This is a genomic window from Bacillus sp. AFS029533, from assembly GCF_002585125.1.
Lineage (GTDB): Bacteria > Bacillota > Bacilli > Bacillales > Bacillaceae_G > Gottfriedia > Gottfriedia luciferensis_B.
In genome coordinates, this window is the sequence record NZ_NUQC01000021.1 from 64326 (window position 1) to 89889 (window position 25564).

General features: G+C 32.9%; 28 protein-coding genes. 11 read left to right on the forward strand and 17 right to left on the reverse strand.

Annotated features, from left to right (window positions below):
* Window positions 1–13 precede the first annotated feature (13 nt).
* From COE53_RS11320 to COE53_RS11340, 5 genes are all read right to left on the reverse strand, one after another.
* A complete protein-coding gene (locus COE53_RS11320; RefSeq protein WP_069034083.1) occupies window positions 14–502 on the reverse strand; it encodes a DUF456 domain-containing protein in 489 nt (162 codons plus the stop codon).
* An 81-nt stretch (window positions 503–583) separates the two neighbouring features.
* Window positions 584–1147: an elongation factor P gene (gene efp / locus COE53_RS11325; protein WP_069034084.1), complete on the reverse strand. Its 564-nt coding sequence runs from the start codon at window positions 1145–1147 to the stop codon at window positions 584–586.
* A 150-nt stretch (window positions 1148–1297) separates the two neighbouring features.
* The gene (locus COE53_RS11330) at window positions 1298–2359 is read right to left on the reverse strand and encodes a M24 family metallopeptidase (protein WP_069034085.1); all 1062 of its coding nucleotides are present in this window, start codon (window positions 2357–2359) and stop codon (window positions 1298–1300) included.
* Window positions 2346–2804, reverse strand: coding sequence for a type II 3-dehydroquinate dehydratase (gene aroQ / locus COE53_RS11335; RefSeq protein ID WP_069034086.1), 459 nt, complete (start codon window positions 2802–2804; stop codon window positions 2346–2348). The genes COE53_RS11330 and aroQ overlap by 14 nt, the downstream gene beginning before the upstream one ends.
* Before the next feature lie 88 nt (window positions 2805–2892).
* Window positions 2893–3510 carry a YqhR family membrane protein gene (locus COE53_RS11340; protein WP_084006912.1) on the reverse strand — a complete coding sequence of 206 codons (618 nt, stop codon included), beginning with the start codon at window positions 3508–3510 and terminating at the stop codon, window positions 2893–2895.
* Between the two features lie 206 nt (window positions 3511–3716).
* Here COE53_RS11340 and COE53_RS11345 point away from each other — a divergent pair, with 206 nt between their 5' ends.
* Together COE53_RS11345 and COE53_RS11350 are read left to right on the forward strand one after the other, a co-directional pair.
* Window positions 3717–4646 (forward strand): DUF1385 domain-containing protein, encoded by a 930-nt coding sequence (locus COE53_RS11345; RefSeq protein WP_069034087.1) that lies wholly within the window; start codon window positions 3717–3719, stop codon window positions 4644–4646.
* 110 nt (window positions 4647–4756) lie between these two features.
* Window positions 4757–5152, forward strand: a complete 396-nt coding sequence (locus COE53_RS11350) for an SA1362 family protein (RefSeq protein ID WP_069034088.1) — start codon at window positions 4757–4759, stop codon at window positions 5150–5152.
* 11 nt (window positions 5153–5163) lie between these two features.
* Here COE53_RS11350 and mntR read toward each other — a convergent pair whose 3' ends face one another.
* The 3 genes from mntR to COE53_RS11365 form a co-directional block, all read right to left on the reverse strand.
* Window positions 5164–5601: a transcriptional regulator MntR gene (gene mntR / locus COE53_RS11355; protein ID WP_069034089.1), complete on the reverse strand. Its 438-nt coding sequence runs from the start codon at window positions 5599–5601 to the stop codon at window positions 5164–5166.
* A gap of 181 nt (window positions 5602–5782) precedes the next feature.
* Window positions 5783–6808, reverse strand: coding sequence for a spore photoproduct lyase (gene splB / locus COE53_RS11360; protein ID WP_069034316.1), 1026 nt, complete (start codon window positions 6806–6808; stop codon window positions 5783–5785).
* Window positions 6809–7343: 535 nt separating this feature from the next.
* A complete protein-coding gene (locus COE53_RS11365; RefSeq protein ID WP_069034090.1) occupies window positions 7344–8177 on the reverse strand; it encodes a lipoate--protein ligase family protein in 834 nt (277 codons plus the stop codon).
* Between the two features lie 175 nt (window positions 8178–8352).
* On the opposite strand from COE53_RS11365, the gene COE53_RS11370 reads away from it, so the two are divergent.
* Complete coding sequence (locus COE53_RS11370) at window positions 8353–8676, forward strand: rhodanese-like domain-containing protein (RefSeq protein ID WP_084006937.1); 324 nt, start codon at window positions 8353–8355, stop codon at window positions 8674–8676.
* Window positions 8677–8729: 53 nt separating this feature from the next.
* On the opposite strand, the gene COE53_RS11375 is transcribed toward COE53_RS11370, so the two are convergent.
* The 3 genes from COE53_RS11375 to COE53_RS11385 all read right to left on the reverse strand — a co-directional run bounded on the left by COE53_RS11375 (window position 8730) and on the right by COE53_RS11385 (window position 12425).
* Window positions 8730–9365 (reverse strand): peptidylprolyl isomerase, encoded by a 636-nt coding sequence (locus COE53_RS11375; RefSeq protein ID WP_069034092.1) that lies wholly within the window; start codon window positions 9363–9365, stop codon window positions 8730–8732.
* A 163-nt stretch (window positions 9366–9528) separates the two neighbouring features.
* Window positions 9529–11760, reverse strand: a complete 2232-nt coding sequence (locus COE53_RS11380; RefSeq protein WP_069034093.1) for an MMPL family transporter — start codon at window positions 11758–11760, stop codon at window positions 9529–9531.
* Between the two features lie 239 nt (window positions 11761–11999).
* Complete coding sequence (locus tag COE53_RS11385) at window positions 12000–12425, reverse strand: divergent PAP2 family protein (protein ID WP_069034094.1); 426 nt, start codon at window positions 12423–12425, stop codon at window positions 12000–12002.
* 339 nt (window positions 12426–12764) lie between these two features.
* Between COE53_RS11385 and COE53_RS11390 the strand changes: the two genes are divergently transcribed.
* The 8 genes from COE53_RS11390 (at window position 12765) to COE53_RS11425 (ending at window position 19032) form a co-directional block, all read left to right on the forward strand.
* The gene (locus tag COE53_RS11390) at window positions 12765–12908 is read left to right on the forward strand and encodes a YezD family protein (RefSeq protein WP_056475111.1); all 144 of its coding nucleotides are present in this window, start codon (window positions 12765–12767) and stop codon (window positions 12906–12908) included.
* 122 nt (window positions 12909–13030) lie between these two features.
* On the forward strand, window positions 13031–13732 hold the full coding sequence (locus COE53_RS11395) for a phosphoadenylyl-sulfate reductase (protein ID WP_069034095.1): 702 nt from the start codon (window positions 13031–13033) through the stop codon (window positions 13730–13732).
* Between the two features lie 79 nt (window positions 13733–13811).
* Window positions 13812–14963, forward strand: coding sequence for a sulfate adenylyltransferase (gene sat, locus COE53_RS11400; protein WP_069034096.1), 1152 nt, complete (start codon window positions 13812–13814; stop codon window positions 14961–14963).
* A gap of 12 nt (window positions 14964–14975) precedes the next feature.
* Window positions 14976–15572, forward strand: a complete 597-nt coding sequence (gene cysC / locus COE53_RS11405) for an adenylyl-sulfate kinase (protein WP_069034097.1) — start codon at window positions 14976–14978, stop codon at window positions 15570–15572.
* A gap of 11 nt (window positions 15573–15583) precedes the next feature.
* Complete coding sequence (locus tag COE53_RS11410) at window positions 15584–17206, forward strand: nitrite/sulfite reductase (protein ID WP_069034098.1); 1623 nt, start codon at window positions 15584–15586, stop codon at window positions 17204–17206.
* A 16-nt stretch (window positions 17207–17222) separates the two neighbouring features.
* Complete coding sequence (locus COE53_RS11415; RefSeq protein WP_069034099.1) at window positions 17223–17441, forward strand: DUF3906 family protein; 219 nt, start codon at window positions 17223–17225, stop codon at window positions 17439–17441.
* Between the two features lie 16 nt (window positions 17442–17457).
* Complete coding sequence (gene cobA / locus COE53_RS11420) at window positions 17458–18243, forward strand: uroporphyrinogen-III C-methyltransferase (RefSeq protein ID WP_069034100.1); 786 nt, start codon at window positions 17458–17460, stop codon at window positions 18241–18243.
* 33 nt (window positions 18244–18276) lie between these two features.
* Entirely contained in the window at window positions 18277–19032 is a 756-nt protein-coding gene (locus tag COE53_RS11425; RefSeq protein ID WP_069034101.1) for a sirohydrochlorin chelatase, read from the forward strand.
* Window positions 19033–19077: 45 nt separating this feature from the next.
* Here COE53_RS11425 and COE53_RS11430 read toward each other — a convergent pair whose 3' ends face one another.
* The 6 genes from COE53_RS11430 to COE53_RS11455 form a co-directional block, all read right to left on the reverse strand.
* Window positions 19078–20280: an aminotransferase gene (locus COE53_RS11430; RefSeq protein WP_069034102.1), complete on the reverse strand. Its 1203-nt coding sequence runs from the start codon at window positions 20278–20280 to the stop codon at window positions 19078–19080.
* Window positions 20277–20777, reverse strand: coding sequence for an Lrp/AsnC family transcriptional regulator (locus COE53_RS11435; protein ID WP_175403500.1), 501 nt, complete (start codon window positions 20775–20777; stop codon window positions 20277–20279). Before COE53_RS11435 ends, COE53_RS11430 begins: the two co-directional genes overlap by 4 nt.
* A 74-nt stretch (window positions 20778–20851) precedes the next feature.
* A complete protein-coding gene (locus COE53_RS11440) occupies window positions 20852–22213 on the reverse strand; it encodes an aspartate kinase (RefSeq protein ID WP_069034103.1) in 1362 nt (453 codons plus the stop codon).
* A 439-nt stretch (window positions 22214–22652) separates the two neighbouring features.
* Complete coding sequence (locus COE53_RS11445; protein WP_069034104.1) at window positions 22653–24017, reverse strand: sensor histidine kinase; 1365 nt, start codon at window positions 24015–24017, stop codon at window positions 22653–22655.
* Window positions 24010–24714 (reverse strand): response regulator transcription factor, encoded by a 705-nt coding sequence (locus tag COE53_RS11450; RefSeq protein WP_069034105.1) that lies wholly within the window; start codon window positions 24712–24714, stop codon window positions 24010–24012. The genes COE53_RS11445 and COE53_RS11450 overlap by 8 nt, the downstream gene beginning before the upstream one ends.
* Window positions 24715–24859: 145 nt before the next feature.
* The gene (locus COE53_RS11455) at window positions 24860–25555 is read right to left on the reverse strand and encodes a sialidase family protein (protein WP_098948060.1); all 696 of its coding nucleotides are present in this window, start codon (window positions 25553–25555) and stop codon (window positions 24860–24862) included.
* Window positions 25556–25564 lie beyond the last annotated feature (9 nt).

A 25564-nucleotide genomic window follows, 5' to 3' on the forward strand; every position in this document is an offset into this window, starting at 1 on the left:
ATTCTAATACTAATTAAAATATAATATAAACAAAAAAGATTATTACCATAATAACTTGCAATACCGCTTTTGCTAATGAGCTACTAATAAAAGAGACAACTGTCGCCCATGCAGATTTTATTGACTCTTTCGTATTCTTCCCTTGTAATTTCTCAGCAATAAAAACAGAAATGAATGGGACGATAATTAAGCCAAAGGGAGGAAAAACAAACGATCCTACGATTACAGCTAAACAACCTACTCTTTCACCAGTTTTTGTACTGCCATATTTTTTTAGAAAGTATTTATTAGCTAGAATATCCGCTAGAAAAATAACAGCTGTAAAAATTAGCATAATAATCCAAAACGACATATTTAAATTACTTTTATTAATACCAAAGTAATAAATTAAAAAGCCCACCCATAATACTGGTACACCTGGAATTATTGGTTTGATTAGCGCAATAAACGCCAATGCAAAACAAATGATAATCAATGTCCAAAGAACAATTGATGTAACCATTTAATCACCCTTACTTATTTAAATTGGTTAATAGAAAAAAAGAGACACTATTTAAATTAGTGCCCCCATTTTTACATTAAATTAAGATTTTGCACGTGAAACGTAGCTAGCTTCAGTTGTGTTAATGATTAATACTTCGCCTTCATTAATGAAGATTGGTACTTGTACTACTAAACCAGTTTCCATTGTAGCTGGTTTTGTAACGTTAGAAGCAGTATCACCTTTAATACCTGGCTCAGTTTCAACTACTTTTAGGTCAACTGTGTTTGGTAATTCAACACCTAAAATTTCACTTTCAAACGTCATGATATAAACTTCCATATTTTCTTTAAGGAATTTTAATTCACGCTCAATATTTGCTTCTGGTAATTCAATTTGCTCATATGACTCATTGTCCATGAATACATGTTGGTTACCATTAGCATATAAATATTGCATTTTACGGTTTTGAATATGAGCTTTCGCTACTTTCTCACCAGCACGGAATGTTTTTTCTTGTACAGCACCTGTACGTAGGTTACGAAGTTTTGAACGTACGAATGCAGCACCTTTACCCGGTTTAACGTGTTGGAAATCCATTACTTGCCAAAGTCCACCGTCAGTTTCAATTGTTAAACCTGTACGAAAATCGTTTACTGAAATCATTAAATATCCTCCTAAAAAATGAAATGGTTCTATAAGTATGTATTGTGTAAAAAAAGAACCATTTCTCTTACCATGAATTTCTTTTACAACTTTATATCATAAAGTAAAATACGCTTTTTGTGTAGTTCTAATTTCTAATCTAATGAAAACTTATAAAATGATTAGATTTTTTGGTGAAGACATTAAGTTTTCGTTACCACCAGTTTTAACGATTAAATCGTCTTCTATACGAACTCCACCTAGATTTGGAATATAAATACCTGGTTCACAAGTTACGATCATATTTGGCTCTAATACTGTATCAGAACGGAATGATACGCCAGGTCCCTCATGTACTTCTAGACCAATACCATGGCCAGTTCCATGTCCATAATATTCTCCATAACCTTTTTCAGTAATATAATCACGTGTTAAAGCATCAGCTTCTTTACCTGTAATACCTGCTTTAATCCCGTTAACACCACGTAATTGAGCTTCAAGAACGATATCATAAATTTTCTTCAAATCAGAATGAGGCTCACCTACAGAAACTGTTCTAGTCATATCTGATACATAACCTTTATAGTATGCTCCAAAATCTAACGTTACAAAATCACCTGTTTCAATTACTTTTTCTGATGCTACACCGTGAGGAAGAGCAGAACGAGTACCAGAAGCAACGATTGTATCAAATGATGATGAAGTAGCACCTAATTTACGCATAAAAAATTCTAACTCATTCGATACTTCTAATTCAGTAACACCTGGACGGATAAATCCTAAAATATGATCAAAAGCAGATTCTGCAATTTTAGCAGCTTCCTTAATGATTGAAATCTCTGCATCCGTTTTAATTAAGCGTAATTTTTCAATTAATCCGCTTACAGGAACTAATTCTGCTTTTACCACTTTGCGGTAAGAACCAAATTCTGTAAACGTAACATGATCTTGCTCAAATCCAAGTTTTGCTACGCCAAATTTCTCTGTTAAAGCTGCAACTTCAGCTGGAATTGAACCTTCATGTTTAACAATCTCATAACCTTCACATTGGCTAGTAGCTTGTTCAATGTAGCGGAAATCAGTAATGAATAAAGCTTTGTCCTGTGTAATTAAAGCAACACCAGCAGAACCTGTAAAGTTCGTCATGTAACGTCTGTTGTATGTACTAGTAACTAATAATGCATCTATTCCTTTTTCTACTAAAGCTTCACGTAACTTTTTAATTTTTTCCATTGTTTTTCTCTCCCCTACTAATCTTTTTTAACGCACTTAAACCTAAATCATATCCATACACACCTAAACCAACGATTTGCCCTACAGTTACTGCAGCTAAAACTGAAGTATGTCTGAACTCTTCTCTTTTATGTATATTTGAAATGTGTACTTCAATAGTTGGTACGGTAATACTTGCAATTGCATCACGAATTGCATAACTATAATGAGTAAATGCGCCAGGATTAAATAGAATCCCATCATAGACATTATTTGCCGCATGCAGCTGATCAATTAGTTCACCTTCATGATTCGATTGAAAGCAATCAATCGTATCCCCATCTTCATGTGCAAGCGATGATAAATGATCCTCAATATCCTTTAATGTAGTTGAACCATAGATAGAAACTTCTCTCTGACCGAGCATATTTAGATTAGGTCCATTCAATAATAAAAACTTAGCCATTTTAAAAGTCTCCACCCATCATTTCGGCATATTTATCCCAAATACACATATCTTGGAATACCCAAGGTTTATTTTATCATAGGCCAGACTATTTTGAATAGCCACGCAAATATGCCTTTTGCTCTTGAAATGCAAAAGAAACAGAATATGCAATAAAAGTTCCGTATAAAATGAATAAACAGATTGTAGTAACTGTCGTATCAGATGAGTAATCCTTAATTGCTTTTAAATCGAATGCTATTTTACCTAGAAGAATAAAAACAATAACCCAAAGGAGCAATCCAAAAAATATACCTGGCAGAACTCCGTTAAATTTTCTACCGATAAAATAAAATACAAATGCAATAATGATTGAAATAATGCCTATTCCAACTATAGAAATTAAGTTTTCAACATAACCATTTGCCCATTTTCCAAGTTTGATTCTTTCTAAAACAAAATTTGGACCAATTTGAGTAAAGTCAAAATAACTAAGAACTAACAAAACTGAAGACCAAAATATGCCACCAAAAAACCCAATACTTACAATCTTATTAAAGTTCTTATTCCCTTTTGAATCACCATCGCCACCTTGGACTAGGTATTCATTTTGGCTTTTACTCTGATTTTGATCTTGGTTTTGATTGTTTTCTTGATCCTGTATACCTTTTTCTTGTTCTTGAACCTGATCTTGATTTTTTTCTTGTTCTTTATCTTTTTCCTGCATTTAACATTTCCCTTTCCATACATTGCTAAATATCTCTGAGTATTATGTCCAACTAAGAAATTTTTAATGTGATTCTGAATTTTTATTAGAAAATTAAAAATATTATGATTATTATTTAGATTTTCCTACTTCTTACTTGCACCATTATTATGCTTACATTTACAATAGATAGTAATAGATAAAAAACAAGTTTAGGTTGGTGCAACATGAGAGAGAAAAATAAAGCAGTTTATGGGGGTCAAGCAATCGTAGAGGGCGTAATGTTTGGTGGCAAAACACATACAGTCTCTGCTATCCGCAGGACAAATGAAGAAATTCAATATTATGAAGAACCGATACATATAAATCGGACAATGCAAAAATTAAAGAAAATTCCTTTTGTCCGTGGTGTAGTCGCGATTATACAAGCAAGTATTAATGGATCTAAGCATTTAAATTACTCAACTGAAAGATATGGAATTGATCCAAAAGATGATGAGAAAATTGCAATTGAGCGTGAAAAACAAAAAGGTACACTTGCAACTTATCTCGGACTTTCATTACTAGCCGTTTTATCATTTATAGTTGGAAAAGTTATTTTTACACTTGTACCGGTACTACTAGCAGCAACATTGAAACCAATATTTGAAACCGATTTTCAACAAGTCGTAATAGAAAGTATCTTAAAACTAGGTTTTTTATTAATTTATATTTACTTAGTTTCATTGACTCCATTTATAAAAAGAGTGTTTATGTATCACGGTGCCGAGCATAAAGTGATTAATGCATATGAAAATAATATTCCTTTAACGATTGAAGGAGTCCAATCACAATCTAGACTACATTATCGTTGTGGAAGTAGCTTTATCCTATTTACTGTAATAGTTGGTATGTTCATATACTTCTTAGTTCCAACTAGCCCACTATGGCTAAGAATTGTCGATCGACTTTTATTAATTCCAGTCGTTATAGGTGTTTCGTTCGAAGTTCTCCAATTAACAAATAAAGTTCGAAATGTTCCTATATTAAGATGGGTAGGTTACCCTGGATTATGGCTTCAATTATTAACAACGAAAGAACCAACTGATGATCAAGTTGAAGTCTCAATCGCTTCATTTAACCGACTTTTAGAAGTGGAAAAAAATAACAAGAATTAATTGACAGAATTTTATAAAAAATATCAACTTATTGGATAAAATGTAATAAACTATAAGAAACAATGTTTTTCTAATACATTATTTACTCTTCACCATAGGAGGTGCTTAAAGTGAATCAAAAAGTGTACACATCAATATTTTATGGAATTATAGCATTAGCACTTTTTGGCTTAATTGCTCAGTTGATAAACGATCCAGCAAAATTATTACAACGATTTTTGTTTATTGGATTAATCCTTTTAATTATTTATTTTATTTATAGAGTTTTTACATCTTCAAACAGTCAAAGAGGCCAACAAGACTCCTATCGTAAGGCTGCAAAACAAACTATAAAAAAATATAACACTCAAAAATCTAGCTCGTTTAAAAAATCGATTAACAAATCAAAGCCCACTTCAAGAAAAAGTACCTCCACTCCTTTGTTAAAAAAACGATCAAAGGATGCAAGTCACTTAACTGTGATTGAGGGTGAAAAGGGCAAAAAGAAAGACCGTGCTTCCTACTAAGCACGGTCTTTTTAATTATTTGAATTCGATTGGGCTTCATTAGACTTTTGAATATCTTTTAATGCTTCGATTCGATTTTTATCTTCTTCAAAGAACTGAACTAGTTCTCCAATTCGATCAATCGCTTCCCAACTCATATGATGTTCCATTCCTTCAACATCTTGATAAATTAAGTTTTCATCTACACCAATAATTCTTAAGAATTGCTCAAGTAATACATGGCGATAGACAAGTCTTTTTCCCATTTTTTTACCTTTTTGTGTTAGGATTAATCCTCTATATTTTTCATAAATTAAGTAATCGTCTTTATCTAGTTTTTGCACCATTTTGGTTACTGACGATGGGTGTACAGATAATGCTTCAGCAATATCAGATACACGAGCATACCCTTTATCTTCAATTAAAAGGTAAATTTGTTCAATATAATCTTCCATACTAGGTGTGGGCATGTTCTTCCTCCAATACACTCATTCAAACTTTATTCCGTCACAATAAGCATCAATAAAATGATACACCACATAAACCAAAAGTGCAATTAACATGAACTCATTTAAATGATAAGAGAACGTCATTCTGTATAAGAGTATGATGAAAATAATAAGAGTGTACCTAAAAAATAGATACACTTCATTATGTAAAATATTGAATTTCTCCATTAGGAAAATACTTTTTTATATAACCCGAAATGGTCTCTTCAATTGAAGCAGCCTCTTCTTTTTGATAAACATATTTTCCAATTCCATATTTGCCCCATTTATATTTCCTTTTCTCTTCATCCATTTCAAGTTTAGTATTAGGATATCTCTGTAAAATCACTTTTTTGGCAGGCTTAGTAAAACGATGCTGTATAAGCTCGAACGTCATATTTTCATTTGCCAATTCACCTAAAGCATCCTTTAATCGAATAAAAAGCTCCTCATAGCCCTCTTCCCAATCTTCATGCATATAAATAGGTGCAACAATAAAACCAAATGGATATCCTGCATATGCTACTTTTTTTGCGGCTTCTATTCTTTCATCAAATGAACCAGTTCCAGGTTCGAAGTTTTTGATAACATACCTAGAATTAATACTGAATCTAAATGTTGTTTTTCCATTATGCTTTGCATCAAGTAAATGGTCTACATGTGGAAATTTCGTTACAAATCGTAAACGACCGTATTCTGTTTCACCAATAAATTCAATCGTTTTCTTAAGAGAATGTGTTAAATAATCTATTCCAACTATATCAGAAGTACACGCAGCCTCAAACCGTGTAATCTCCGGCTCGCGTTCCTTTATATATTTCTGTGCTTGCTCAAAAATATCTTCTAAATTTACATATACCCGTATATAGGGCTTGGAACCAAGTGTTGTTTGTAAGTAACAATAATGACAATGCCCCATACAGCCTGTAGCAAGAGGAATCGCATATTCCGCTGAAGGTTTAGATGTTTCAAACTTTAATGTCTTACGCAACCCAACTACTAAAGTTGACTTAGCGATTCGATATTTTTCCACATCATTTTCACCAGGTAAATTTCGAATTTGATTATGGGATGTTGTTTCTCTTATTTCTAGACCCATCTGCTCAAATTTCTCCTTTAACTCCTTTCCTAACGGATACTCTAAAGCTTGGGGCTCGAAATAAACAAGCTTTGGTATAAAAGGCTTCATATAATCTACTCCTTCTCCACTTTTTTGTTTAGTATTAACTCCAATCATAATTAAATCAGTGGAAAAGGTAGGAAGTTCTCTTGTAGTGCTCGTTTATTTTTACTTGATGCCTAAATTGAACGGTATGAGGGTATTTTATTGCTTGATCTGCAAAAAAAGATGGATTTATTTATAAGGGATTAACTTTTTATTGAATTACGCTACATATCGGCGGTTTCATTAAAATTTTGCGTTCAATATGACTTATATTATAATTAAACCCCGCTAGGATACCCATAGCTGTATTGGTATATTTTTGATTTATTTGCGGTTTTCGTATTTTTATTTGCGGTTTTCGTATTTTTATTTGCGGTTTTCGAATTTTAATTGCACTTTTGCCTTTTTTAATTGCGTTTTTCGAATTTTAATTGCACTTTCGCCTCTTTTAAATTGCACTTCTACATTTCCTCTTTTATTTACACTTCTAATTTATAACCATCTCTCCCCACAAACTCAATACAAAAAAAAGAAAGCCAAAAAGGCTTTCAATAAAAAACTACTTACGTAAGTTCCATTCCTCAGTACCATATTTAGTAGCAGCTAATTCCTGTACTTCCTTCTCCTGAGCCTCTGTTAATTCATAAGGCACCAACTCGATATCTAAGCCAATTTCGAAGCCTTTTTCAAATGCTTCATAAAGGTCAGCCATTGTTTTAGGAGTAGTACTTTCTGCATTGATCCATGTTGCACGATCTAAGAATCGTTTTTTCATTCTTTCTCTTACTGCGTCTGAAGAGAAGATATATAAGTCATATAACATGTCAACATCGATATTTAAAGGAATTGAACCGTGCTGAAGAATTGAGCCCTTTTGTCTCGTTTGAGCACTTCCAGCAATTTTTTTATCATTAACAACTACTTCATACCATGATGGCGCATCAAAACATACAGCACTTGCTGGGTTTTTTAGTTCATTTTTTTCTTCTGCAGTTTTTGGTACAGAAAAAGATGCATCTAAACCAAGTAGCTTGTACCCTTCTAAAATTCCCATTGAAATCACTCGATATGCTTCTGTAACAGATACAGGCATATTAGGGTAGCTTTCTGGAACAATTACGCTATAAGTTAATTCATCATGATGAAGTACGCTTCTTCCACCAGTTTGGCGTCTTACGAAATCACCATTGTATTTTTTTAACGCTTCTAAACTTATTTCTTGGTTTTTTTGGAAATATCCGATTGTTACAGTAGGATTTTCCCATTCATAGAAACGCAGTGTTGGAAGAAAACCTTCTTCACTTTGCCACTTGATTAAGCATTCATCAAGAGCCATATTATAGCTACCTGATTTTACTCCGCTATTAATAAAATTCCACTTTGTCTTTGTCATGTTGAAAATCTCCTCATTTTTCGATAAATTTTTACTTTTTTAATGAAAGTTTCTTGCACAATCCTACTAGAGAATTATAATAAGATAAGTAGGTAATTGAAAGGTGTTGAAAAATTTGAGTCAGTTTTTACCAATAATTTTTGTCGTACTAGGTATCATTGTATACTCAACAGTTATGTATTTCTACCAAAAACGTTTAATTAAAACGTTAACTGAGGAAGAATTTCGTGCTGGCTACCGTAAAGCTCAGCTAATTGACTTACGTGATCAAGAAGATTTTAAGAACGGCCATATATTAGGTGCTCGTAATATTCCGTTCGCACAATTAAAAACGCGTTCAAAAGAAATTCGTAAAGATCAAGCAGTATATTTATATGATCAAATGGGCGTTCGTCCAGGACAAGCTGCACGTATTTTACGTAAACAAGGTGTTACAGAACTTTACCAACTTAAAGGCGGCTACAAACTTTGGTCTGGTAAAATAAAAAAAGGTTTATAATCCACATTTAATTGAAAAAACTACTTCATTTTTGTGAAGTAGTTTTTTGTGTTTTATTCTTTATGAGTTTTTGGTTTAGCGTATTTCTCGCCTTTTGTATCGACCTTTATGGACTCGATGATTACTGGAGTAACTGGTTTTTCCATTGAATCTACTTCAACTGCGTCAATTTTCTTAACAATATCGATTCCTTCTGTCACTTTACCAAATGAAGCATATTGCCCATCTAGATCAGGTGTATCGTTTGCCATTATGAAAAATTGACTTCCTGCACTATTTGGATCACCAGTTCGTGCCATAGATAGAACACCTGTTGTATGTTTTAAGTTGTTTTTAAAGCCGTTTGATGTAAATTCTCCATTAATTGCATATCCTGGACCACCGCCACCAGTTCCCTCAGGGTCGCCACCTTGAATTACGAAGTCTCTAACAACTCGATGGAATGTTAATCCATTATAAAATCCTTTGTTTGCAAGTGTTATAAAATTATCTACTGTATTCGGTGCAATATTAGGATATAATTCAGCTTTAATAACACCGTAATCCTTAACTTTTATTGTTGCTATTGGTAATTTCACATGTTTTTTACCATTTGCAGATTTTTCATTATTGTTACCACATGCTGCTAATAAGCTGATTGTTAATACAAGACAGCTTATTAAAATTGCCCTAATCGATCTTTTTAACATTTTTCCTTCTCCCCCTCTTTCATTTTTTAGTTTACCAAATTTGACCATGTATTTTCTATAGTTTCGAAAAATTGGGAATTTTTACACAGAGCCAGTTAATTCACATAAACAGACAAAAACTGCTATTCAAATATAAAATGAATAACAGTTTCTTTTCATTCATTTATCCAACTCGTTTAGATGGTTCCTCAATTTTATTTTTTGCAAATGGAAACCACCAATTCCATTTTCCAAATAACTGCATTAAGCTAGGAACTAAAACTAAGCGAACGATTGTAGCATCCAAGAAAATGGCTATAGCAATCCCGATTCCCATCTGTTTAACAGGTACCATATCCGTAAAAGCAAATGCTCCTGTAATAACAATCATTATAGATGCCGCTGATGTAATAATACGGCTCGTCGATACTAAGCCTTCTCTTGTTGAATAAGTATTATCTCCCGATTCATAGTATAGCTCTTGCATTCTCGACATTAAAAATACTTCATAGTCCATACTTAAACCAAACACTAATCCAAAGACAAACACTGGCAAAATCAACATAATATCAGATTGAGGCAAGCCAAAATTACCACCTTGGAATAACCAAGTAATGATTCCAAACGTTGCACTTAAAGATAATACATTCATTAAGATCGCTTTGATTGGAATGATAATCGACCTAAATGCAATCATTAATATAACAAAAGTACTAACCATAATCACAAGTAAACCGTATACAATATTATCTGTAATCTCATCAAATAATTCTTGTTCAAATTTCACTTGACCACCGACAGTATAATCAAGCCCTTCAATTTTCCCATTGTATTTATCTTCAAAATCTCTTACCCATTGTTTCCCTTTTTCTGATTTAGGATCAGAATTCAAGAATACTTGAATATAAGTTTTATTCTTTTTAATATAGGCATCAATCGCAGGCTGAATTTTTGATGCGTTTGGAGATTTTAAAGCAGGTAATAATTGTTGAGCATTTAAATTAACAGCATTCAATACACTTTTAACTTCATAAACATTTTTGTCATCTTCAAGCTTTTTTTGTATCCTATCTAATGCGTTTACATTATTTTGTTTTAAAAAATCAGTATTGGATTCTAGTACAATTGAGATCGTTCCATGTGTTTGAGCTTCTGGAAGAAAAGCTTTTTGATATTTTTCATAATTAATTCTCGACGTTGCATCCTTTGGTAATGCATCAATTGTAGGTATATTTAGGTGCACATCCCTAATTGGAATGACGAAAAGACCTAAAATGATTAATGATGTTAGTGCCATGATGATTGGTCTTTTCATAACGAAATTTGCAAATTTTCTCCAAACGGCTTGTTGTTGGTCTTGGCTTCGATTCGCTATTGATTTTAACGTACCTTTATTAATATTTTTACCAAGAGCTGAAAGTACTGCTGGTAATAGAGTTAATGATAAAAATAAACTAACTAAGACCACAACTGCACCACTTATTGCGACACTTCTAAATAGATCAATATTTATGAAGTACAGAGCTGATAATCCAATAAATACACAAATACCAGAAAAAATAATCGCTCTACCTGCAGTTGCAAACGTTATACTAATTGCTTCTTTTACTGATGAATGATTCTGTAATTCAGTCTTATAACGGCTTACGAATAATAAGGCAAAATCAATTGATAACGCTAATCCAATCATCGGTGCTACATTTAAGACAAAGATTGATAAATCAACATGTTTACCTATAAAGAATAAAATTCCAAATGTACTTAAAATACTAATCATACCGATTATAATTGGAATCGCAGATGCTACTAAGCTTCCAAATGCAAAAAATAGAACGATAAACGCAATCGGTACACCAATCATTTCTGCTTTCTTTAAGTCTTCTTGACTAGTTTTATTCATTACATCACTAATGATTGTAAACCCTGTTGTTCCTACCTTTACCGTATCATTTGAAAAAGACTCTACTTTTTTTGCAAATTTATTGTTTAGATCAACAAGTTTATCGTGATCCTTCTCATTGAATAAAAGAGATAAGTAGGCAATATTATCCTTTTTCATCCCCGGATTCAGTAGAGGGTGATGAAATTGTTTTATATTCTTTTCCTTTTGAACTTCCTTCACAATCCGTTCAATATCAGATTGGAATTCGGCGTTAGAGGCACCTTTTTTCCGCTCAAGTATAATGATGAGTGAATCTGGCGATTGTTCAAATTCTTTTTCTAGCACATTCTTAGCTTTTTCATACTCTCCAGGTGTCCTAAAACCATCTCCATCTAAAATGCCAGGTAAATGCTTCGAATAAATACCTAGAATGATTGAAAAGATTGCTAAAATTGCAATAACAATATATCGTAATTGATAAATCGATCTACCCACCTTTTTCCAAGCACTATTTTCACTTACTGTACTTTTCATTCTTCCACTCCTTATTTACATATCCTACCAATATCTTATCAAACTGATGTAAATTCGCCTATTGATTTATATTATTAGTCAGAAAATAGAGAAAGAAAACTCTCTGAGTACAAGTCTTAAGGCTAAGACACAAGGGGTAGTTGCCATCCCGTTGAAATGACTAGCTCAATGACAATTGATTTTTTCTCAATGTGTAAAAAAACGCCCATAATATAAATCAATTGATTTATATTAGAGCGTTAAAATTTTGAAACTATGATTGCAATGATGATGCCAATTAATGCTCCAACAACAACTTCATATGAAGTATGACCTACTAGTTCATTTAATGCTTTATAATTTTTAATTCTTCCATGAAAAAAATCATTTAATAACTTTGCATGTTTACTAACCGCCAATCTTACACCTGAAGCATCATACATAATAATCGTAGCAAAAATTGCTGAGATTGCGAAAGTAACATTTCCAAAACCTTCTGTTAATCCAACACTTAATGCTAATCCAGTAACTGTTGAGGAATGTGAACTTGGCATACCTCCAGAAGCAAAAAACTTAGATATATCAAATTCTTTTTCTTTAAATAAATGGATAATGACCTTTAAAAACTGCGCAATAAACCACGCTATAACAGCTGAAATTAATGGTTCGTTATGAAGTATCGTCAAAAGGACCTCCTTTTAGGTGTAACTAATTGTTATTCCATTATTATCTATCTTAAATAATTGTATATTCATTAATAGCTTATAAGAACAAAATAATTTTTGTTAAATATTAAATTGTAAAACAGAGTTTTACTTTTGTATCAATATTATTAGTTCACTGATTTATTTTATCATAATGGTTTTTACTAATAATTTCCATATATTTGACATATATTGGAGAGCTCCTATCACATAATACAAAATTAAGAAATATATAAATTTTTAATAAATTATCATTTTTGAAATTGACAATCCATATAATTCTGATAGACTTAGTTGTAATTAAATTCTAGGAGGAAGCTCATGAGCCAAACCAACGACTTAAAACCCATCATTGAGGTCGTGGAATCGTTACTTAATGGTTTAAGATTTGGAACAATCACATTAGTCGTTCAAGATGGGAGAATTATTCAAGTAGAAAAGCAAGAAAAAATACGATTAAAGTAAATATGTTCCTGCTGACTAGAAAAACTAGAGGCAGCTCAAGTCTACGTATGAAAAATGTAGATTTGAGCTGCCTTTTCTTTTTAGGATAACTTGGCTTCTTTAGTCAATTGGAGGAAATGAAAATGAGATTTGAAAATTGGAACGAGAAAAATATTCCTGACTTTTCGATTGATAATGAAACAAAAGGTGCACTTGAAGTACTAGAGTGGGCTTACAAAACCTATGGTGATGGCCTAATTTATGCTTGTAGCTTTGGGGTTGAGGGAATCTTATTAATTGATTTAATTTCAAAAGTAAAACCTGATGCAAAGGTTGTTTTCTTAGAGACTGGCCTACATTTCAAGGAAACTTATGAATTAATAGACCGCGTACAAGCTAAATATCCAAGCTTACAAATAGAAAAGAAAACACCTAGTCTGACTTTAGAAGAGCAAGCAAGTATTCATGGAGATGAGTTATGGAAGCGTGAACCAAATAAGTGCTGTAATATTCGCAAAATCTTACCACTTCAAGAAGCTCTAAAAGGGGCTCCAGCCTGGGTGTCAGGCTTAAGAAGGGAACAATCTCCTTCAAGACAAAAAACTGAATTTCTTAATCTAGATAATAAGTTCAGCTCAATTAAAGTTTGTCCCTTAATCCATTGGACTTGGAAGGAAGTTTGGCGATATGTATATTACAAAAATCTCCCATACAATCCATTACACGATATAGGGTACCCAAGTATTGGTTGTGAGGTATGTACATTACCTGCTTCAAATTCTTCGGATAGTCGCTCTGGTCGTTGGTCTGGTTCACAAAAAACTGAATGCGGATTACATGATTAGTTGTCTATATTAGATGCTAAAAAATGAAATTTTATTCTCACTAACTATTAATATAGGAAAATTTAAGGAGTGTTTAGAAATGAGTTTACCCCCTCATGGCGGAGTCTTAATTAATCGATTTAATCCAGAAGTTACGATTAAAGATGGTTTGAAGGAAATTCCATTAGATTTAATTGCGTTAAGTGATCTAGAGTTAATTGGAAATGGAGCTTATAGTCCCCTAACTGGTTATTTAGGCAAGGATGATTATGAGCAAGTCGTTAGCACAATGAGATTAAAAGATGGGACTGTATGGAGTATTCCAATTTCCCTTCCTGTTAGTGGTCAAATAGCTAGCAATCTAAAACTGGGTGAACTAGTTAAACTAACTTGGGAAAATAATGTTTATGGCTTGTTAAAGATTGACGATATTTATACACCTAACAAATTACTTGAGGCACAGTTTGTTTATGGTACTACTGACACAAACCACCCTGGAGTAGCAAAAATGTATTCCCGTGGTGATGTTTATTTAGGTGGAGAAGTAACTGTTATTAGACAAATTAATCGTACTCAATTCACTGAACATTATTTAAGTCCAAAAGAAACGAGAGAAAAATTTGCATCATTAAATTGGAAGAAAATAGTTGGGTTTCAAACACGTAATCCAGTTCATCGTGCCCATGAATATATTCAGAAAACCGCACTTGAAATTGTGGATGGTTTGTTCTTAAACCCATTAGTTGGAGAGACAAAATCGGACGATATTCCTGCAGAAGTCCGAATGAAAAGCTATAAAGTATTACTCCAAAACTATTATCCTACAGATCGTGTATTTTTAGCCGTATTCCCTGCCGCTATGCGATATGCAGGACCAAGAGAAGCTGTGTTCCATTCGATTGTTAGAAAAAATTACGGCTGCACACATTTTATAGTAGGGCGTGATCATGCTGGAGTTGGTAATTATTACGGAACTTATGATGCTCAAAAAATCTTTCAAAAGTTTTCACAAGATGAATTAGGAATCTCTCTCCTATTCTTTGAAAATAGTTTCTATTGCTCAAAATGCGAGAATATGGCATCTACAAAAACATGCCCGCATGGTAGTGAGCATCACGTAACATTATCAGGTACGAAGGTTCGTGAAATGCTAAAAAATGGCGAAGTTCCTCCTTCTGCTTTTAGTAGAAAAGAAGTTGTTGAAGTATTAATAGAAGGTTTAAAAGAACCTGAATCAATTTCTGTAGAATAGGAGAAAAGTTAAATGTCTAAAAATATCGTTTGGCATCAGGCTAGTATTTCAAAAGAAGACCGTCGTCAAAAAAACAATCACCACAGCTGTATTTTATGGTTTACTGGTTTATCTGCTTCAGGTAAATCGACAATTGCTAACGAGATTGCAAAAGCTTTATACCATCTTAATGTTCAACAATACGTATTAGATGGTGATAATATTCGTCACGGCTTAAATAAAGATCTAGGATTCACTGATTTTGACAGAACTGAAAACATAAGACGAATTGGTGAAGTAGCGAAACTCTTTGTTGATAACGGGCAAATTGTCTTAACGGCTTTTATCTCCCCATTTATTGCTGATCGAAATATCGTTCGGTCATTAGTCGAACAAAACGAGTTTATTGAAGTTTACGTAGAATGCTCCGTTGAAACTTGTGAGAGTAGAGATCCGAAAGGACTTTATAAAAAAGCAAAAAATGGTGAAATTCAAAACTTTACGGGCATCAGCTCTCCGTATGAGGCACCAATTAATCCTGAAATTACATTGAATACTGATAAGCAATCTGTACAAGAATGTGTTGAAACAATACTGGAATTTTTAAAGAGTAAAAATTATATTGGGTAAGGTGATGTTCGATGGCATTTGAAAAAATTTGGAAAGACAATCTTAAGTTAAATGAAACTGAAAAAAAGAAACTCGTTAAGGATGGACTTAAAATTTATGATGACATCCCCTACTATGCTGAAAATGGATTTGAATCAATTCCAAAAGATCAATGGGATTTATTCAAGTGGGCTGGATGCTATTTACAAAAACCAAAAGAAGCCGGATATTTTATGATGCGAGTTAATGTTCCGTCTGGCATATTAACACATGAACAGCTTATAACATTAGCAGAAATCGCTCGTGATTATGGTCGAGATGTATATGATATTACAACTCGACAAGCGATCCAATTTCATTGGTTAACAATTGATCAAATACCAGATATTTTCACTCGTTTAGAAAAGGTTGGTCTATCTAGTGCTGGTGCGTGTGGTGATATTACACGTAATATCGTTGGAAATCCACTCGCAGGGATCGATCCAAATGAATTATTTGATACTACACCTATTGTAAAAGAAGTTTATGAATTCTTTCAGTTTAATGAAGAATTCTCTAATCTACCTAGAAAATATAAAATGTCGATTAGTACAAATAAAAATAATGCGTCAAATGCAGAAATTAACTGCATTTCATTTATTCCGGCTATTAAAGAAATTAACGGCAAAGAAACGTCTGGTTTCCATATAAAAGTTGGTGGTGGGCTATCTTCAGCTCCACACTTAGCTCAAGAACTGGATGTATTCTTGTTGCCACATCAAGTGAAAGAAGTTGCAATCGCCGTTACAACAATCTTTAGAGATTATGGCTACCGTGAAAAACGCCATCACTCCCGTTTAAAGTTTTTAGTCGCTGATTGGGGCGTTGAAAAGTTTAAAGAAGTTTTAGAGGGATATACAGGTAAGCTATTAACAAAAGGATCTGGCTTTGAAGAGTCATGGAATGCAGGCTATTTTTATGGGGTTCAACCACAAAAGCAAGAAGGATTAAATTATGTTGGATTAAGTATACCTGTTGGTAGATTGCATTCTAAGGAAGTTTTTGAGTTAGCTAGAATTGTTAAAAAATACGGTAATGGTGAAATACGTAATTGTAATTCACAAAATTTAATTTTGCCAAATATTCCAACTGAAAATATTGATGAATTATTGAAAGAACCAATACTTGAAAAATTCACACCAATACCGCCAAAATTTATTGGTTATTCTGTTGCTTGTACTGGAAGTGAATACTGCAATTTAGCTTTAGTCGAAACGAAGGCTCGTATGAAGGATACAGCTTCTTATTTAGATGAAAAAATCACTTTAGATGTACCTGTTAGAATTCATATGGTTGGCTGCCCTAACTCTTGTGGTCAAAGAGCAATCGCTGATATAGGACTTCAAGGAATTAAGGCACGTAATGAGAAAAAAGAATTAGTAGAGGCTTTTGAAATATATGTAGGTGGTACATTAGCCAACGGTGGTAAATTAAATGAAAAATTAAAAGGGAAGGTTGAGTCCCCTGCCCTACACCTAGTATTAGAAAAATTCTTGCAGCACTTTAGCGAAAATAAACTACCTTCAGAAACATTTTTAGATTATGTATCAAGAGTTGGAATTGAACAATTACAAACCTATTTAACTTCCATTCTTGAAACGGTCAATGCATCTTAAAGAAAGTCGGTGACATATGTTTTTATATCGATTTGAAGCAACAATCGAAAGCCGTATCGTTCCAATTGTAATATTAGCAAATGATGATGAAAAAGCATTTAAACTAGTTGATACAGAACTTGAAAAGTTTTATGTTAAAAAACCGAACGTTAAAGAACTACTGATGTATGAAAAAAAGAAAGTTAGTCAAAGTGGTGGATTTGTTTTAGATTTAGAAGTTTTAAGTAAACGATGATGATGAGGTGTGTGGAATGATTGGAAAAGTTTATTTAGTTGGTGCTGGACCAGGGGATGTTGATCTAATTACAGTTAAAGGACTAAAGTGCATTCAAAATGCAGATGTCATTATATATGACCGACTAGTTAATAAGGAACTATTAGAGTATGCAAAAGAATCCGTCGAGTTAATATACGCTGGTAAACTCCCAAACTACCATGCATTAAAACAAGAAACAATAAATGCTTTCTTAGTAAAGTATGCAAAAAAAGGAAAAAATGTAGTTCGATTAAAAGGTGGAGATCCTTTCATTTTTGGTCGTGGTGGCGAAGAAGCAACTTATCTTGTTGAGCGTGGTGTCTCCTTTGAAATCATTCCTGGCATTACATCAGGTATAGCAGCTCCAGCTTATGCTGGTATCCCTGTCACCCATCGTGATTATAGTAGTTCCTTTGCTTTTGTAACAGGTCATTGCAAAGAAGAGGATACGGTTAAATGGGCCTCTTTAGCAAAAGGCATTGACACACTAGCAATTTATATGGGAGTTAATAACTTACCGTATATTCGTCATCAACTAATTTCAAATGGAAAACATCAAGACACCCCCGTTGCCCTAATTCATTATGGTACGACTGAACAACAGCGAACAATCATTAGTACATTAAAAAATGTAATATCAGATGTTGAAAAAGAAAAAATAACTAATCCTAGCATGATCATCGTAGGAGAAGTAGTTAAATTACACCATCAATTACAATGGTTTGAGACTAACTATAACTCGATCACAGAACATAAAAACATTAATTATTCAAGTCTATAAATTCTCTCTTAAAATGGAATGAGGTGCTTTAGAATGGATGCAATCTTATATGTTTGTCATGGAAGCCGTGTAAAATCGGCTGTCCATTCAGCCATACAATTTGTTAAAAAAGTACAAAAACAAATCGATTGCCCTATTCAAGAAATTAGTTTTATTGAACTCGCAGAACCATCAATTTCAGTAGGATTAGAGAATTGTTTACGTAAAGGAGCAAAATCGGTAACAGTATTGCCGGTTTTACTTCTTTCTGCAAATCATGCCAAAGTGGATATTCCTCTTGAAATCGATAAATTTCAAAAGGAATATCCACATATAAAAATAAAAATTGCCGCTCCTATCGGTATTCACAAAAACATGATTGAATTAATCCAAAAGCGAATTAATGAAAAGGTAAAGCATTTAATCAAGCCAACTAAAATACTACTAGTTGGACGAGGAAGTAGTGATCCATTAACGATAGATGATTTCAATTCAATCGTTAAACATCTTGAAGCAAATTTACAGCATCCTGTTCTCCCCGCTTTTATGGCAGTTTCAAAGCCGTCGATTCACGAAGCTTGGAATCAACTATTGACTGAAAAAAATCATCAAGTAATAATCATTCCGTATTTATTTTTTTCAGGAACTCTTATGAATGAATTAAAAGATAGAATAAAATCGTTACCTCTAGAAATGCAAAGTAACTGGATATTATGTGAAACATTAGGGTATGATGACTTAATTGCATCAATTTTTACTGAAAGAATATTTGAAGCTCAAACAAAGGAATTAGTTACTGCAATAAAATAAAAGCTCTTGTTTCCTCAAATGGAAAACAAGAGCTTTATTTTTCGTTTATTTACTTTCAACTTTAATAAAATTTGTTGGTTCGTAAGTTGGAAGAGTCTGTAAGAATCGATTAATCCTTTTGCTAGCTTCAATTAAATGATTTAATGAAGTTGCATAAGAACATCGAATATACCCTTCACCACAATCTCCAAAAACATTTCCCGGGACGACCGCTACTCTCTCTTTTAATAATAATTGTTCAGCGAACTCCTCTGATGTTAAGCCAGTATTCTGTATTGATGGGAATACATAAAAAGCTCCACCTGGAAGATGACATGATAATCCAATTTCCTGAAGAGATTGCACAAGGAAATTACGACGTTGCATATAACTGCGTCGCATTGCTTCTACATCATGATCTCCATTTCGAAGTGCTTCAACTGCAGCATGCTGTGACATTGTTGGTGCACACATAATTGCATATTGATGAACTTTAAGCATATGGGAAATAATGTCCGAAGGTGCTGCAACAATTCCAAGTCTCCAGCCCGTCATTGCAAATGTTTTAGAAAATCCAGAAATTAAAATTGTATGATCTCGCATTCCTTCGATGTTAGCAAAGCTTGTATATTCACCATCATAAACAAGCTCAGCATAAATTTCATCAGAAATGACAATTAAATTATGTTTTTTAACAAATACGGCTAAATCCTCTAATAATTCTTTTTCTAGTAGAGTACCAGTTGGATTATTAGGATTACAAAGTAAGATCGCCTTTGTTTTCGGTGTAAGTTTCTTTTTCAACGCTTGAAGATTGATTTTAAACTCTTCTTCTCCTGTCGTTGATAAATGAACTGGAACACCACCTGCTAGTGAAACTAAAGGAGCATATGAAACAAAGCATGGATCGATAACGATTACTTCGTCCCCTGGATTTAAAATTGTTCTTAAAGCAATATCAATCCCTTGACTTGCCCCTACAGTTATAATTAATTCGTCTTCTGGACTATAATGCACATCAAATTTCTTAGCAAAATAACGACTTACTTCTTGACGTAATTCTAGCAGTCCAGCATTTGAAGTATATGCTGTATGTCCTGTTTCTAAAGAATAGATACTTGCTTCTCTCACGTTCCAAGGCGTGACAAAATCAGGTTCACCTACCCCAAGTGAAATGACATTATCCATACTAGCTGCTAAATCAAAAAACTTTCGAATCCCTGATGGTTGTAATGTAGTTACTGTATTTGATAAGTTAAATTTACTCATGGCGTGATCACCATACGCTTATCACTTTGTTTTTGACCATATACAATACTATCATGTTTATAACGTTTTAAAATAAAATGGGTAGTCGTTGATAAAATAGATTCTAAAGTCGATAGTTTTTGGGATACAAATGAAGCAATTGATGTCATTGTTTTTCCTTCAACTACAACTGATAAGTCATATGTTCCTGACATTAAATAAACTGATTTAACTTCTGGGTATAAATAGATTTTTTCAGCAATCTCATCAAAGCCTACCCCACGTTTTGGAGCTACTTTTACATCAATCATAGCCGTTATACTTTCTTGAACTGGGACTTTCCCCCAATCAATAAGCGTAATGTATTGAAGAATAATACGATCGTTTTCAAATTTTGTTAAAATATCAGCTACCTCTTCTTCTGTAGCTCCAATCATTTTTGCTATTACGTCATTACTTAAGCGTCCGTTTTGTTCAATACACTGAAGTAATTGTATTTCTTTTTCTGTCATATTCATATACTCCTTATGTATTCCATTTTCTGGAATTACGTTAGATGTTCAATCTTTTCATCTATATTTTAGTAATTTACTTAGATGACACTTTTTGAGAAGAATTCTTCATAAATAACTTGCACTGCTTTTTTCTCATCGAATGATTTTACTCCAAACATCATACTTACTTCTGAAGAACCTTGGTTTATCATTTCAATATTTATTCCCGCATTTGCTAATGCTTTACTCGCTCTTGCAGTAGTACCAACATTATGACGCATCCCCTCGCCTACTAACATGATCAAGGCAAGATCTCTTTCAACGACCACATGGTCTGCATCTAATTCATCATGAATCCGATTAATAATTTGGCATTCTAATTCAACTGGTAATTGATTTTGGCGAATAATAATTGAGATATCGTCGATTCCACTTGGCTGATGCTCATATGAAATCTGATTCTCCTCAAGTATTTGCAATAATTTACGCCCAAATCCTATTTCTCGGTTCATTAAATACTTGCTTATATAAATACTACAAAATCCATTATCACTCGCAATCCCAATTAAAGGACCGTTTGATAACGTACGTTCCTTAACAATTCGTGAACCAGGAGCAGTTGGATTATTCGTATTTTTAATGTTTACTGGAATTCCAGCTTGAAAGGCAGGGATCAATGCTTCGTCATGAAATACGTTAAAGCCTGCATAAGATAACTCCCTCATTTCTCGATAAGTTAATTCTTTTATTTCCTTTGGATTATGAATAATCGCAGGATTTACAGAAAAAACTGCATCAACATCAGTAAAGTTTTCATATAAAGTAGCTTTTACTCCGTTGGCAACAACAGAACCAGTAATATCTGAGCCACTGCGAGAAAATGTAACGATATGTCCTTCTTCTGAATAGCCAAAAAATCCTGGGAAAATAAGAATCCCAGATTTTTTTCTCAATTCAAATAACTTCTCATAGCTTTTCGCTAAAACTTGAGCATGTCCTGGTTCATTTGTAACAAACAAACCTGCTTCTTTTGGATTAATATAACTTGCCTCAAGTTCTTTTAACTGAAAATATGACGCTACTAATCTGGCACAATTATCTTCCCCACATGCCATAACAGCATCCATATATCTTGCAGGGTGATCCTTTTTACTACTTAAAGAAAGTTCGATACCTAGTGAAATTTCATTCGTAATATCCTCAGATAAACCTAATCCATTGGCAATTTCAGAATACCTTTGAATAATTTGATTGAATTCCTTCGAATAATCCTTTCCCTGTAGAGAAAGTTGTGCGCAACTAATTAGTAAATCGGTAACTTTGATATCATCTGGAAATCTTTTACCTGGTGCAGATACAACGATAATTTTACGTTCAACATCTGATGTAACAATCTGAAATACTTTTTCAATTTGTTCCGAAGTGGCTAATGAAGACCCACCAAATTTTACGATTTTCATTTTTATTACCCCTAATTTAGTTAATTTTCAGTTAAAAATAATGTTACAATTATCCTCCTTATGTGAGAAAAAATCAACACCATTTATTAAGTTTTTTGGGGAATTTTAGTATGTTACAAAACGAATTTGATAAAGTTGTGGGTATTTATTCATTCCACTGAAAAGAATGGCCGTAGATTATTTAAGGAGTTTAGGCTTATAAAAGTAAGGAATTAAATGCAGGTAATAAGGAAAGCAAGGGTAAAGGTATATTAAAGACATTATTACCCTTTTGTCCATCCTGTTCTACTTTTGTATTACTGTTGATCAATTTTAATTATTGTATAAAAATGCAATTAAAAATAATATTAAAAATATTTAATAATTAATAAAAAAGAATACGAACAAAAAATAGCGATAATCATAAGAAATCTCCCTATTTTAGTAAATAAGGAGCTTTTTATGATAAATCTAGTAATACAATGAAATTTGTATACTCGTTTTCTATACTTGATACTGATATCGTCCCACCTAAACGATTTGTTATTGACTGAGCGATTGATAAACCAAGTCCATAGCCTTCCGTTTTTTTTGCTCTTGATGGATCAGAACGGTAGAATCGATCAAATACTTTTGGCAAATCTTTGGCAGGAATACCATTGCCACTATTTTTAATAGCAAACTTCACTTGCCGTTTTAATTTAGTAAGTGTTACTTCAATCTGTCCATGTTCATTCGTATATTTAATTGCATTATCAAATAATATAATCATTAACTGCTTAATTTTGTCTGGATCACTTTCTATCATAAGATTCGTTTCAATGGAATGCTTTAATATAATTTTCTTTTCCTTCAATACCGTTTCCATTGATATCATTACTTCATGTAGTTCCTTACTGAGATCAAAATGCTTTAGATTAATTTCATCAATTGCTTCTTCCATTTTAGTTAAAGTTAATAGGCTATTTATTAGTTTTGTCATACGATCGGAGCCAACTTTTATATGATTGAACCATTTTTGCTGATTTTCAATTGTTTCTTCCTTATGTGCCATAAGCACATCATAATTCGCATTAATAATAGCTAAAGGTGTCTTTAATTCATGTGATGCATCTGTTACAAACTGATTTTGCTTTTTCCAAGCTTCAGCAATAGGTTCAATTGCTCGATTTGCAAAATAACGACTAATAAAATAAATAACAAAAAGCGTGATTAGCCCAACACTTATTAATGTTGTTAGAAGTTTAAATAATGCTTTATGAGACTCGGTAACATCTAGAAAATTTATTAAAGTCACTTTATTAATAATTTGTGGTTGTTCATTCATTTGATTAACAATCATTTCTGCTGGTTTGATTACATACTGCCACTTTTTCCCATCCAAAGTGAAAGTTGAAAAGTTTTTTTTATTTTCCAAAGCAATTTCTGTAGCTTTTTTAAATGTCTCCGTAGGCATTGAAATAAATGAGTGACCTTCAATAACATTTCCAGTTGAATCGACTTCTACACTAAAAGACACTGAATCTCCAAGAGAAATTTTTTGTGTTACAATTCCACCTTTACCAATTATATTCGTTATTTCTTTCTTTGTTTCGACCTTACCTTTTATATCATTATTATTTTTCAACTCAGAACCTATTTCTTTATTTTTTATCTCTCTTTGAATCGTAATTAGTTTTTCAGTCTGTGCATCTAGCTTTTTTTTATTTTCATTTTGAATATTGTTGTAAGTCATTATATAGATGATTGTAAAAGCCACAACCATTACTAATGAAATAACCGACATATTAATAAGGAGAAATTTATTTCGAAGTTTCTTAAACATATTTTTCCCCAGCTTTACCAGCTTTACCAGTTTTCAAAAAATAACCTGCACCTCGAACCGTTCCAATGGAAACACTTGATTCAACTTGTCTTAGTTTTTTTCGTAAAAGTGATACTTGTACCTCAACATGACGGTCATCTGTGTCTGTGTCGTAACCCCATAGCTTCTCGATAATTGTTTCTTTTGAACTAATTGCATCTTTTCGGTTAATAAGCATTTCCAATAGTTGAAATTCTTTTAAAGTCAACTTAACTTCATAATCTCCACAGCATAAAACTAACATCTTTTGATTAAGCGAAATATCTTCATATGTAAGAATACCATCTCTTATTAATTCTGTTTTTCGTCGCCCTAATGCTCTTAGTCGAGCTAATAGTTCATCCGTATGGAATGGTTTAGCTAAATAATCATCTGCACCGCTGTCTAAACCTCGTATTTTATCAGTAATATCCCCCTTAGCTGTCAACAAAATGACAGGAGTCTTGATGCCATTATTTCGTAATTCAATTAAAACTTCGATGCCATCTATTTTTGGTAGCATGATATCAAGAATAATAATGTCATATATATTTGAAAGTCCACAATCTAGTCCAAACTCACCATCACTGGCTAAATCAACACTATAGTGATTCTTCCTTAATACTTGTGCTATCGCTTCAGCAATATAAATTTCATCTTCAACCATTAATATTCTCATAATAAACAAACCTCTTTACTTTGGATTCATTTTATCCGAAGCATCTCCAACAAGTGAGCTGTACACTTCTCATTCGTTAGAGATGCTCTAAGTATTTTCTGCTGTGACTAAAATCGTTTATGTCTCAGTTAGATGTCGCTATTCATTAATCAATTTTTTTTTTGACAATAATCGAACCATCTTCATTTTTTTTAATTGTTACTCCATCAGGGGCTTTCTCAGTCCAAGTTTTACCTCCATCTATAGAAAACTTCACTTTTCCATTTTCTTTTTTCGTCATAAACGGTTTTTTCAATTCTGGCTCACCATTAATCCATGTTTTGCCACCGTCTTTTGAGAATTTAGCTATACCATTTTCTTTTTTAACAATCAACTTTTCTTTCATCATAACTGATTTATCGTCTTTTTCTACTATTTTAAAATTATCTGGAGTTTTTTCAATCCATGTCTTTCCACCGTCTTTTGAGAACTTAAGCTTTCCATCTTCTTTCTTTACCATCACACCTCCAGAAGGTGTCGCTTTTGAATCACGAAAAATAAATGATTTTTTTCCATCAACATCTTGAATTACTTTTCCTTTTTCAGGAGCACCTGGAATCCAAGTCTTTCCATCATCCATTGAGTGACTAATTACACCATTTTCATTTTTAACTAACATTTTAGTTCTAATTTTCTCACTTAGTTGAGTAACAGAAACTTGATTATGTTTTGTTTGGGATCCATCATTATTTGCAGCATATGCAGCGCCTGATCCAATACATAGAACTAACGCGCCACAAACCGATGCTGCAACTGCCTTCTTTTTTGTTGTATTTAACAGCTTATAAATTTTTTCTTGCATTTTTATTTC